The sequence below is a fragment of the Oceanospirillum sp. genome (assembly GCF_048265165.1).
Lineage (GTDB): Bacteria > Pseudomonadota > Gammaproteobacteria > Pseudomonadales > Halomonadaceae > Oceanospirillum.
The window spans coordinates 128,323-140,658 of sequence record NZ_JBLXCD010000003.1; the positions used below are offsets into that span (position 1 = coordinate 128,323).

12 protein-coding genes are annotated in these 12,336 nt (G+C 47.1%); 2 read left to right on the forward strand and 10 right to left on the reverse strand.

The genetic code is table 11. The features are described 5' to 3' along the window. Positions 1-183 precede the first annotated feature (183 nt). A complete protein-coding gene (locus ACN0R8_RS07585) occupies positions 184-1,821 on the forward strand; it encodes an electron transfer flavoprotein-ubiquinone oxidoreductase (protein ID WP_417596849.1) in 1,638 nt (545 codons plus the stop codon). An 81-nt stretch (positions 1,822-1,902) separates the two neighbouring features. On the opposite strand, the gene ACN0R8_RS07590 is transcribed toward ACN0R8_RS07585, so the two are convergent. From ACN0R8_RS07590 to ACN0R8_RS07620, 7 genes are all read right to left on the reverse strand, one after another. Next, positions 1,903-2,511: an ACP phosphodiesterase gene (locus ACN0R8_RS07590; protein ID WP_417596486.1), complete on the reverse strand. Its 609-nt coding sequence runs from the start codon at positions 2,509-2,511 to the stop codon at positions 1,903-1,905. Between the two features lie 19 nt (positions 2,512-2,530). Beyond that, on the reverse strand, positions 2,531-4,840 hold the full coding sequence (locus tag ACN0R8_RS07595; protein WP_417596487.1) for an ATP-dependent helicase: 2,310 nt from the start codon (positions 4,838-4,840) through the stop codon (positions 2,531-2,533). 120 nt (positions 4,841-4,960) lie between these two features. Further along, a complete protein-coding gene (locus ACN0R8_RS07600) occupies positions 4,961-5,524 on the reverse strand; it encodes a DUF1285 domain-containing protein (RefSeq protein ID WP_417596488.1) in 564 nt (187 codons plus the stop codon). A 283-nt stretch (positions 5,525-5,807) separates the two neighbouring features. After that, the gene (locus ACN0R8_RS07605) at positions 5,808-6,158 is read right to left on the reverse strand and encodes a histone-like nucleoid-structuring protein, MvaT/MvaU family (protein ID WP_077242669.1); all 351 of its coding nucleotides are present in this window, start codon (positions 6,156-6,158) and stop codon (positions 5,808-5,810) included. A gap of 411 nt (positions 6,159-6,569) precedes the next feature. Further along, the gene (locus tag ACN0R8_RS07610) at positions 6,570-7,403 is read right to left on the reverse strand and encodes a radical SAM protein (RefSeq protein ID WP_417596489.1); all 834 of its coding nucleotides are present in this window, start codon (positions 7,401-7,403) and stop codon (positions 6,570-6,572) included. Beyond that, positions 7,400-8,038, reverse strand: coding sequence for a TetR/AcrR family transcriptional regulator (locus tag ACN0R8_RS07615; protein ID WP_417596850.1), 639 nt, complete (start codon positions 8,036-8,038; stop codon positions 7,400-7,402). The genes ACN0R8_RS07610 and ACN0R8_RS07615 overlap by 4 nt, the downstream gene beginning before the upstream one ends. Positions 8,039-8,330: 292 nt before the next feature. Then, positions 8,331-8,618 (reverse strand): hypothetical protein, encoded by a 288-nt coding sequence (locus ACN0R8_RS07620; RefSeq protein WP_077242671.1) that lies wholly within the window; start codon positions 8,616-8,618, stop codon positions 8,331-8,333. 285 nt (positions 8,619-8,903) lie between these two features. On the opposite strand from ACN0R8_RS07620, the gene ACN0R8_RS07625 reads away from it, so the two are divergent. Further along, entirely contained in the window at positions 8,904-9,878 is a 975-nt protein-coding gene (locus ACN0R8_RS07625) for a YiiX/YebB-like N1pC/P60 family cysteine hydrolase (protein WP_417596490.1), read from the forward strand. A gap of 81 nt (positions 9,879-9,959) precedes the next feature. Here the strand turns inward: ACN0R8_RS07625 and ACN0R8_RS07630 are convergent, their stop codons facing one another. From ACN0R8_RS07630 to ACN0R8_RS07640, 3 genes are all read right to left on the reverse strand, one after another. Then, a complete protein-coding gene (locus ACN0R8_RS07630; RefSeq protein WP_417596491.1) occupies positions 9,960-10,757 on the reverse strand; it encodes a TatD family hydrolase in 798 nt (265 codons plus the stop codon). An 83-nt stretch (positions 10,758-10,840) separates the two neighbouring features. Continuing rightward, positions 10,841-11,200 carry a PilZ domain-containing protein gene (locus ACN0R8_RS07635; RefSeq protein ID WP_417596492.1) on the reverse strand — a complete coding sequence of 120 codons (360 nt, stop codon included), beginning with the start codon at positions 11,198-11,200 and terminating at the stop codon, positions 10,841-10,843. A 92-nt stretch (positions 11,201-11,292) separates the two neighbouring features. Further along, positions 11,293-12,303, reverse strand: a complete 1,011-nt coding sequence (locus ACN0R8_RS07640) for a DNA polymerase III subunit delta' (RefSeq protein WP_417596493.1) — start codon at positions 12,301-12,303, stop codon at positions 11,293-11,295. Positions 12,304-12,336 lie beyond the last annotated feature (33 nt).

Below are 12,336 nucleotides of genomic sequence, written 5' to 3' on the forward strand. Positions count from 1 at the left end.
ACACCCTGTAATCAGCCTGAGACTTGCCTTCTATTAAAATAAGGGTTGACCAGAAGCAAACGTCCGTTTTAAATGAGACTATAAAATAATTACATGCGCCTTACCGAGTTTACTGCGCCCCCCGGCGCGCAGCTACACAGGCGCACTACGCTGTTTGAGGAGTGTATCGTGGAAAGAGAAGCGATGGAGTTCGATGTTGTAATCGTTGGCGCAGGCCCGGCAGGCCTTTCGGCGGCAATTCGTCTGATGCAACAGGCGAACGACGCCAGTCAGGAGCTTACAGTTTGCGTGGTAGAAAAGGGCTCTGAAGTGGGCGCCCATATTCTGTCCGGTGCTGTTATCGAGCCTACAGCTTTAAACGAACTGATTCCTGACTGGAAAGAGAAAGAAGCACCTCTCTTAACAGCAGTGACTAAAGATCAGGTCGTTATGCTGAAGGACAGTAATAGTGCTAAGACTTTCCCGAATGCTATCGTGCCTAAAAATATGCACAATGATGGTAATTACATCGCCTCTCTGGGTAACGTTTGCCGCTGGCTGGCAACCCAGGCTGAGACGTTAGGCGTTGAGATTTTTCCGGGCTTTGCTGCTGCAGAGCCCCTGATCGAAGATGGTGTCGTTAAAGGTGTTATCACCGGTGACATGGGTGTTGCGGAAGATGGCAGTGAAAAACCTGGCATGTATATGCCCGGCATGGAACTGCGTGCTAAATATACCATTTTCTCTGAAGGTAGCCGTGGCCATTTAGGTAAGCAACTAATCAGTCAATTCAAACTGGATGAAGGTAAAGATGCCCAGCACTACGGCATCGGTATCAAAGAGCTTTGGGATATCGACCCGGCGAAGCACCAACCGGGTCTTGTTGTACATGGCTCCGGCTGGCCACTGACTGAAAACGGCGCCAGCGGTGGTTTCTTCCTTTACCACGCGGAGGACAATCAGGTCGTGGTTGGCCTGATCACTGACCTGAACTATGACAACCCATACCTGAGCCCATTCGATGAATTTCAGCGAATGAAGCACCACCCGGAACTGAAGCAACATCTGGAAGGTGGTAAGCGCGTCTCTTACGGAGCCCGAGCCATCACAAAAGGTGGTTACAACTGCCTGCCTAAAATGACCTTCCCCGGCGGTATTCTGATCGGTTGTGATGCAGGCACCCTGAACTTCTCTAAGATCAAGGGCACCCATACGGCTATGAAATCCGGCATGATTGCCGCAGAAAGCATTTTTGAAACAATCAAAGGTGGTGATGAAGGCGGTCAAGACTTAACAGCTTACACCGCTGCTTGGGAGCAGTCTTGGGCGTTTAAAGAGTTATACGCAACCCGTAACTTCGGCCCGGCAATGCATAAATTCGGCCCTATGCTGGGTGGTGCCTTCAACTTTATCGATCAGAATCTGTTCGGCATTCCAGTGAACCTGCATGACACCCATGAAGATTACGCCATGCTGAAGCCTGCAGCTGACTTTCAGCCAATTGATTATCCGAAGCCGGATGGTGTGCTGAGTTTCGACAAACTGTCTTCTGTGTTCCTGTCGAACACCAACCATGAAGAAGATCAGCCATGTCACCTGAAGCTAAAAGACGACGCCATTCCTCTGCAGGTTAACCTGCCGAAGTGGGCTGAGCCTGCACAGCGTTTCTGCCCTGCTGGTGTTTACGAAGTAGTGAAAGATGAGGAAACCGGTGATGACCGTTTCCAGATCAACTCACAGAACTGCGTACACTGTAAAACCTGTGATATTAAAGACCCTTCCCAGAACATCACCTGGGTAACACCGGAAGGTGCCGGTGGTCCGAACTATCCAAATATGTAACAGGGCCAAATTGTACGAGAGTGTTATTCCGCAATGATAACCTTGCGGGATAACAAAAAAGGGAAGCGCTGCTTCCCTTTTTTATTGGCCGAAACTCTGGCGTAACAAATTACCCATAAGCAAGGGAAAGGCCTTGCTCAACTCTGCCTCAAGCCTTGGAATCTCAATAAAAGCTTCGGCCAACTTGTTTTCTCGTCGCATCCGCTGTGACATACCTGCCAATGACCGGCGTATGTGATCAGCCTTTGCATAAGAAACCAGCCAGTCATTTTTTACCATATAGCGCACCATATGCTGCATAGAATCGGGCTGCAGATCACGGTATCGGGTCAGAAGCTGATATTGGTGAGACGCAAACACCGACAGAGGTAGATCAGAATAGGCTACCCATGAGCGGGCCAGATGATAGTCCCAGGCCATATCCAGAACGATACCAGCATAGCGGCGATACTCTTTAGAAAACTGCTCCCGCAGCTCGCTGACAAGGGGTGAATGATCAACCGTATGGTCAATAAAGCGGTGGTAACGGATGCCAGCCAGCAACTCTTCTGCAAGAAGATCCGAGTGACCCAGGGGTAGAAAGTCCAGCACTCTATCTACCGGGCCCTTGATATGATCCGCCATCAGATTACCTAAGCGGAAGGCCTCTCCCTTCTCGCGGGCAAGAAAAGCGTGTGCCAGATAATTCACCTCAATAAGCCCTCGTTATCTAGCCGACAAGGCGTCTGATCGGCGCTTTATCCGCCAACAACACTTTAGTGCCCTGACCAAATCGTACCGTGATTCGGGTTTGAGCTCCGGGCTCAATATGGGTTAACTCTCCGCGACCAAAAACGTCATGCTCTATCTGATCACCAATACGGTAGAAGGTGCTCTGCTCCGCCCTAGAGGACAAATGCCTCTGAGGCAGCACAGATTCATTTTTCTGAACGGGGCGGGCACTCACTTTGACACCTGCAAGACCACAGGCTGACAGATATTGCTGAACCAGTCCGACATTCTCTACCCTAAGTTCTGCATTATTAGGGAGATTAGGTATAAGACTGCCAGCAACAAGACGGCTGTCTTCCAGATTCATCTCAGTAACAAAGCGACTAGGACGTTTTTTACGCTCTTCAGATAGCCCATGGTCAGTCAATAACCAAAGCGTCTCCCGGGCTCGGGTCATTGCGACGTAGAAAAGACGCCGCTCACTTTCCTCGGCTTTTTCATCGAAATCTGTAACGTTCTGATAGCACGGAAAACTCCCCTCTGTCAGGCCTGCAAGTACCACATGGAGCCACTCCAGGCCTTTGGCACCATGCACAGTAGTAATCGTGACGGCATCACCATGATGACTCTGACTGGCACCAGATTGCTTCTGCAGCTCAATATGATTCAACAACTGAGAAACATTCATTCTCTGCTGCCGGATATAGTTCACCAGTGCCTGCAAGGTTTGTTTACGCTCCTGCGCCTGGTCCTTAGTTGCCGCTGCCTTATCAATCAGATCATAAGCATCAGTATCCTGGAGCACACGAATCGCCAAAGGGCCGACGGGCTGATCAGCAGGCTGGCGCTGCAGTTCCAGAAGTAGTTCCAGGCGTTTTTTCAGACGTTTTGCGGTATAGGGTTTCAGATCCATGCCTGAAACAATTGAATCAGGGCTTAAGCCATAACGCTCTACCTGTTGTTGAACCGCCTGCTGCTCACCTTGACTGAGAAACAAAGGTGGAAAGCTAAGCATCTGCCCAAGTGCTTCTGAACCAATCGCCGCATTGGCTTCACCTGCTGCTAATTGCAGATAGGACAAAAACTGGCTTATCAATGGCTGATTAAAAACAAAGTGCCCCTGCTGATGCAGGCGAAACGGAATCTGCTGCTGCAAAAATACCAACTGAATCGGCATACTTAATGCCCAGCTTCTGACCAGAACAGCAACATTCACCGCTCCGGATCGCTCCAGTACAGGCTGGAGATGACTCACCAACTGATTGAGCTCTGGCAAAACCTCAATCTGAGTATCCTGATGCTCTGAGGTAGCTAAGCAGAGGCCAGCATCCCGGTTTTTGTTACGGCCAATCAGATGGTTGGCGGCCAGCGCCAGCGTCGCCCCATAACGAAATGAGTAAGACAGCGGATAACTTACCGGTTGCTGAAATTGCCGGGCAAAATCCCGCAGCATAAATTCCGGGCGGGCACCGCGCCATTCGTAGATGCACTGATCAACATCACCGACCACCATCACCCGGGCTCGCTCCCCCGCAAGAATACTGAGCAGGAATTGTTGAATGCTGTTGATATCCTGATACTCATCAACAATGACATGATCAAGATGGTTACTGATACGTGTCTCCAGCTCCGGCCGAGCCAAAACTGCCATAGCAGGTCGGTAGAGCAAGTCAGAGAAAGTCATGACACCCTCTCTGGCCAGAATCTGCTCCAACTGCTCAAACGCTTCGATGAAATACTTCTGATCATCCGGCAAACCGAGCAACCGGAACTGATCTTTTGGTGTTTCCAGATCAGCTTTTACACGCTCAACAAACTGCATAAAAGCTTCAAGATGATCCTTATCCAGAGCCTTACGCCGAGTAGCCTGGTCCGCACTGGGTAACGCCAGGGTAATCCCCTGTCGAACCAATTTCTCGTAGGGCCAACCCTCTCGCACGAGATGCCGGGGCTGCAGCACGCCCCAGCGCACAAGACTTTCACAAAGCTTATGGCCGATCGAGTGAAAAGTTCTGATATCGGGTCTGGGGTAATGTACCTGCTGACGCTGATATTCCTTTTGCAGCTTAGTTTCAAAATCGACCCGGGCTGAGCGGTTATACATAAGAACCAGTACCCTGCGGGGTTCGTAGCCCTGAGCAAGCAGAAAAAGAACCCGGTGCACCAAGGTTGTGGTTTTACCAGAGCCTGCTACAGCCATTACACGGGCATGCTGATTACCGTGGTGCACCACACGCTGCTGTTGCGCTGTCAGGTGCAGAGGTGCAGAAAAAATATTGACCGGTTCAGACTGTACAGATTGGGACACAGGATCTCTCAAAACTTAACTCTCAGGCTTGAAAGGAGAAGTGCCTGAGTCAGAAAACAGATATTCCGATAAACCCTGCAACTGTTCGCAGGGATCATCGGGCAAAAACACTGCAGAAAACTATTCCGGCAACTCGCCTAATGACCAATAGCGGCCATCACTATTAAGGCCAAGATAAGTCTTTCCATCAGCCTCGAATGGCTCCGCTTCTTCAATCAGCTGATAGAAGAGGTTTCTGTGTAGCCGCCCCATAAGACCTGCCCGTACATGCAGATAGGGTTCCGGCTCTCCGGATTCAGTAACCGAGACTGTCAGAGGGTGTGCTTCGTCTAAAAGTACCTCATCGCCCACATTGGTGACAAAACGGAGTTTATTTTCAAACGGTTCAAGCTGCTGATTAATAATGAAAGGCACATCATCTACCTGAATCCCCACCTTCTCAACAGGCGTCACCAGAAAATAGCGGTCATCCTCCCGCTTTAAGATAGTCGAGAACATACGTACCAATGCAGCCCTACCGATTGGCGACCCCATATAAAACCACTGTCCATCTTTAGCGATACGCATGTCGATATCACCACAAGATTCAGGGTTCCATTTATCGATCGGAGGAAGGCCTTTTTCCCCACTGTTTTTATCGATGTGCTGAGCCAATTGTGCCGGTGAAAAACTGCCGGATAACATACCCTATCTCCCATAATTTCATATTACTATTTTAACCCAGCGACAGAGAAAATGCTGTGACTAATGAGGAACCATAGACCTAAATGAAGCTGCAGAAAAAACCATAAAAAATGAGCGGATTAACGGGGCTCTTAGTTTAAAACCATAGGAAAGGTTTAATATAATCTAACGCGGACACACACAACCCACAGACATAAAAAAAGCAGCCGAAGCTGCTTTTTTGTTCATCGCAAAAAAACTGAGCGATGCATATACGAGGAAATCACCTCATATAAGTGTTAAATCAGGAAACCTTCCAGCTCTGTACAGTTTCTTTACCGTACTTCTGAATCCATTCCTGATAATCCTTCTGACGACCACCCCGAACAGTGATCTCCTCACCGGTCTGGGGGTTTTTATAAACACTTGGAGTACGCTTACGACGTGACTTGCCAGACTCAGCAGTATCTTCACTTGCACCAAACAGAGCAAGCAATTCAGATTCAGACTTATCAAACTGTTTCAGTACTTCTTCAACAGCCGTTTTAAAAGCCAGTTCCTGTTTCAGCTCCTGCTTTTCTTCCATCGCCTGCAGTTCTTCCTGCAGCTGACGCATCAGACGCTCTTTCTCACGGTATTTATTAATAATAGACATAATAACTCTCTTGTTACATAAAGGTGCTGTGGGGGGAAACAGAAGTTCTTAGCTCAGGCAGGTCTGCTGCACTACGTTCTCAGGTAAAAACACCATCAAAGATGGGTATGGTTTGTAGATGGATACGTGTGCAAATTTTTATGATCATCTAGGCCAATCATATTTTCAGATCAGGCTAGAGTAAAAAATCTTTTGAAGACCTTTTCAAATTTCCTAAACAAGAAGCTTTAATGCCGGTAATACTAATATCAGATATTTGGAATTACAAGACATATAAACTCTTAAGTTATACCAGAAAATTTAACAAGGATTACCTGATTAAATTATTAAACCCAAAAGGGGGAGTAGTTAAATATTTTTTACAGCAATACCTGAAAAACCACCATCAAGCTCAAGTGCTTTCTCAACCTTCTATAATAAGACGGATTTATCACACCCCAGAATGCCTTTCAGCACTAACTGGTTAGAAATATGATCCGAACGAAAGACCGTAGATGTCAGGTTTAGTTCAGAGATAAATTGATGCATCTCTTGCAACAACCCTTGGCTGTCCAGTTCAGCGAAATTATCTCCAAAAGCTTCAACAAACCTCTGCCTTCCGCGATGGAAGGTTAAAACCAATATTGACAGATAGTCTGGCTGCACCCTATTAACCAACTTTGCAGAGTTTACTGCATGCTGCTCTGATAACATCTGCCCGCCCAAACCATTAAGCACCATTACAGATGTTTTAATCCCTGCCTGCTTTATCTTCTGTAGCGCAGAATATGTCGTCTCTGCTGTTTCACCTTTTTTAATTCGAGTTAATACTTCATTATCACCGGACTCAACGCCTACATAGAGTATTGATAAACCGTTATTTTTTAACTCAGTTAATTCTTCAACACTTTTTCGGGCTATATTTCGTGGCAAGCAGTAGGCACTAATACGCCGTAGCTCAGGGAATGCATGGTTAAGGGCTTTCAGAACTGTCAATAAGCGACGAAAAGATAGCGTCATTGCATCACCATCTGCCAAAAAAACACGACTGACGCCTACAAGCTGCTCACCGGCCCGTTGAATATCCGCCAGGACATCAGGTTCCTTCCGGACCGAGAATTTCTTTTGAGCATCGGTATACATGCTACAGAAACTGCAATGATTCCAGCTGCAACCATTGGTTACCGGTAGGATAAAAGATTTGGCCTCACTGGGAGGCCGGTACACGGGGTCAATATATTGCACAGGAAAATCATTAAATGTCATGACTCCTCTCTATTGCGCCCTCGTTGACCGCGATTCCCCATGCGCACACCGATCTCCATCAGGAAGGTAAAGAATTCATCTTTATCCTGAATCACTTCCCTGAAAAAGCGCGACTGGTACAAAGCTGCAGCGCCATGTACCAACGCCCAATGGGCGCAGTAATGGAAGTAAGATGGCACATCTTCCAGTTTATTCTCATCAATGCGGGCGGTAATCAAATCCGTCAGACTTTCAAGGTTACGGGCCCGGAAATTATGCAGCTCATCCAGCATGTCAGTATCGCCCGAAGACTTAGTTAGCTTCTCTTCCAACCTGGAGAACAACAGATATTTACCGGGGTCTTGCATACGGAATTCAAAATAGGCCCGTGACAAAGCCTCTTTGTCTTCAGATATTTTGGGGGACTGAAACAGGTCAGCCAGATCTTTCTCATAATCCAGCATCAAGCGCAGATAAATCTCAGACTTACTACGGAAATGCTTGTAGATCGTACCTTTGCCAATACCAACGTGGTCTGCAATCATTTCGACGGTAACGCGATCTTCTCCATGCTCCATAAATAACTCAAGAGCAGCATCGAGAATATTAGCTTCGCGCTGACGAAATTCCTGCACTTTACGGGCTTGTTTTTCCACTGCGGATAAGGTCATAACATTTACTGCCTAACAAATATGAACCTGTTTAGTTATCAATATCAAAGCTTAGTGAAGATACTGACACCTGCTGGCGCAACCCCCTATGTTGCGCCGCACACAATACCATTTCACACTTAATTTGACCAGATTCTTTTTTTCAGTCACATTCTGATATTTGTCAGTATAGAACTAAAAAACCCTGCAACGTGTAGAGGCCACAGGGTTAATCATCAAAAAAACGGGCATCCGAAATCTATAATATAAGCCAAAACAGGATGCTACATATCAAGCTCTAATCAGAGCCTCTTCCCAGCGGGATATAGATCAGCTTTGGATGAATATCTACTGCGGGGTTCATTACATGAACTCCGCCAGCCTCCTTAACACAGCGTAGACTATCCATGCTGATATCAGAGAACACAAGTTCACTCTGATGATCCCGAATCATCAGCTGGCCACAATTATTAAAAAAAACCCGGGCATCCGTAACATTAAGCTCCGGACTGATTTTAGGTAGTAAGACACGATTGAATGCGCGGCGGGCAATAAGCTCAAACTGTTCGACCTGGTATGTTTTCATGTCGATTTCTCCGTGTTTTTTTATAGTCATTTTCACGTCATAAATTCAGTATATGCTTATCCGGCTCAGCCAATGTGACGCTTTAATGAATTCTCCCCCTCCTCAGGTCCAGAACTTGATCCTGGTCATCATTCAGGACTATGGGCATCTTGTCTTTGCCCCTCCGGCTTCATCTCTCAGCAATTGGCTACTCTGACAGAGACCCATAAATAGCCTACTCTTATTAAAAGGAATATTTCCAAATATGAACAATCACATGAGATAGCAATCGCGGAGGATCCTGCGATGAAAATAACAAAAATGACACGACCAATTGTTAACTGGCTTACACAACACAGGCCCGCACCTGAATTTCCTATGTCGGATTTTGAGCGCATCCGATATGAGGTTCGCTCCTGTGATGTACTGTTGGTGGAAGGCCGCTCTAGGGTTAGCGATGTGATTAAAATGATCACTCAAAGCCCTTGGTCCCATGCTGCACTGTATCTCGGACGCCTGCACGATATTGAAGACCCTGAACTCAGAAATACGTTGAGCGAGCTCTTTCCCTTTTCACCGGATACCCAGCTGATTGTTGAATCTGAGTTGGGCATGGGTACGATCATTCGGGATTTAGCAAGTTACAAGGAAGACCATATTCGTATTTGCCGCCCCAGAGGGTTAAGCCACAAAGATAGCCAACAGATGATTCATTACGCCATTAGTCAACTGGGTAAAGAGTATGATGTTCGTCAGATCCTCGATCTGGCACGCTTTCTTTTTCCCTGGTGGATTATGCCTCGGCGCTGGCGTTCATCACTCTTTCAGCACAATGCGGGGAAGGCTACTAAAACAGTTTGCTCGACCATGATTGCTGAAGCGTTTGGCTTTATCCAGTTCCCGATTCTCCCTCTGGTCAAAAAGAGTGGTGACTTAGGATTTCAGCTATTCAGGAGAAACCCCAAGCTATGCACCCCAAGAGATTTTGACTACTCACCTTACTTTGAGATCATCAAATACCCTTTTATGGACTTTTCGGAACATGCCGATTACAGACTATTACCCTGGCACGGTAAAGGTGTTCTGGATAGCCAGGAGCAGTCCATGTATGTCTACCCTGAAGGTCAAACCAGTGATGAACCCCTGCCAGATAGCATGAAGAAAAAGCAAAGAACAAAAAAAACACCTTTTGTCCCCTGGACATCACCTCAGAGTGATACTGACTTTTACGAGGGCAGCAATGGCCACCTATCCGCATCAGGCTCCGCTCATGATAAATAAAAAAATGGCCAGATCGCATCTGGCCATTCAGTTATAAACAAAGCACTCTGTCATTAGTCACCGTTGCTAAAGACAGTCATATCATTGCTCCGCAACAGCTTTAGGTACAGCCCCCTTAAACAAGCGAAAGAAATTAGCAGTCGTCTGCATCGCAAGCTCGTCATAAGAAATACCACGCTGCTCCGCAATAAATTCTGCTACATCACGGACATACTGTGGCTCACATTTTTTGCCCCGATGCGGAACCGGTGCCAGATAAGGTGAGTCCGTTTCCACCAGTAGAGAGTCCAGGGGAATTTTTGCTGCCACTTCCTGTACCTGATCAGCATTGCGGAAGGTAACAATGCCGGAAATAGAGACATAGTAACCCAGGGCAATACCACGGCGCGCCATATCAAGGTCTTCGGTAAAGCAGTGTAGTACACCACCAGCGTCCGGCCCATATTGCTCCAGCATATCCAATGTATCTTCTTTTGCATCCCGGGTATGAATAATTACAGGTTTATTCACTTTCTGGGCAGCAAGAAGGTGACGTTTAAAGCGCTCTTTCTGTAAATCTTTCGTGTCAGGCGCATAGTGATAATCCAGGCCCGTCTCACCCACAGCTACAATCAGTTCATCTTCTGCCTCTTTTACCAGCTCTTCAACCGTTGGCTCATGTGGCAGATCCTGTAACGGATGAACGCCAGCTGATGCGAAAACAGAAGGATATTGACGGGCTAGGTCTTTCAGGCCAGCCACATCATCAAGGGTTACGCTAACCGCCAGAAAGTGACTAACCCCCCGATCATGGGCCGCGTTAAGAGCCTGATTAAGATCACCTTCATAGGGGGTCAGATCAAGGCGGTCAAGATGACAATGTGAATCGATCAGGTACATAAATATCCTAAACAGCTTAAATTCTATGGGTATAAATAAAACAACACTAAGATGTCATGGATGACAGCAGGTGTTGTGAGTACTCAAAACGTATGAGTTGGGTGCTCAGAGTCAAGTTGATCAGACAAATAGTGCTCAATCTTATCCCTCAATAAAGCATGCTCCTCTGTAAACTGAACACCAATACCAGCGACACGCTGACCATGAGCCCTCTCAGGGGTAATCCAAACCACATGAGCCTGAACCGGAATTGTCTCGGGTTCATCCATCAGGTTAAGCATCAGTGATAAAGTCTGTCCAAGGCGGAAATTACTCCGGGTTGGCAGAAATAAACCCCCATGGTGCAAGAAAGGCATATATGCTTTATAAAGCTCTTCTTTCCTATCAAGATTTACTACAGCTGCTTTTGGCCGGACTTTATTATTCCCTGTTACCTGCTTCATCGTCTGATACTCCTTTATCACACACACCGCTTACCTCAGGGGTAAACAGCATCAGCCTTATTACCCTCTGTATCTGTAAATTCTGCCAAATATTATAATAGCATCTTGTCGACCCACCGAATAAGCAGTGCTTCCATCGCTAATTGGATATTAGGGTTTGCACCGGACAGCAACTGGGTACGTAGGTGTCCAACCTCCTGAAATAACAGGCGGGCCTTTTCCAGATCAGATGAATGCTGCCACTGACGGTAGAGAGGGAGCATATCCGGAAATGACAGATCAGACTCTTCCTGAGTCACCATCCAGCGGCACCAGTCATTCAACCACTGCTGCATCCAACGCAACGTCCACTGCAGATTACCTTCTGTGAAACCAGGGGCCAACTCTACAGGATCACCGCCGCGAGTCAGATTTTCCATGGCGAAGAAAAGCTTATCCCGCTGTTTGTGCAACGCTTCATCCGCCAATTCCTGAGCAAGCAGAGGGTTACCCTGAGCCATTCTCAGTAATTTTTCAGCATGCAAAGCAGCATGACTGGAAAGATGACTACCCAGCCAGTCTAACGCTAACCCTTTATCAGGAACCGGTAACGAAAACTGCTGACAACGGCTTTTGACCGTTGCCATCACAGCGTTCAGCCTGTGACTCAGTAAAATAAAGAGCACATTATCACCAGGCTCTTCCAGGTTTTTCAGTAGCGCATTAGCCGCATTGATATTCATTGCATCAGCTGGCTGCAGAATAACCACCCGAAAACCACCCTGTTGAGCCGTTTTATTGGCAAAGGACTGTAGTTTACGAATCTGCTCAATTTTGATTTGCTTTCCTTCACTCTCCGGCATCACTTCCATCAAGTCAGGATGAGTATCGGCATAAAACAGAGCGCAGGACGCGCAGTTACCACAAGCAGTCGCCCCAGGTTGACGGCATAAAAGATAAGCAGCCACCGCCCTAGCCAGATGATACTTACCAATACCCTGAGCACCTGCCAACAGAAGCGCATGGGGCAAACGGCCGGAACGGTGCTGCTCTGTGAGCTGATTCCAGTAATCCTGCTGCCAGACAAAAGGGATGAGAGGTGAGTCTTTAACAAGCTCTGTCATGGATGTTCCAAAATAGGCAGTTATCGAAAGTTA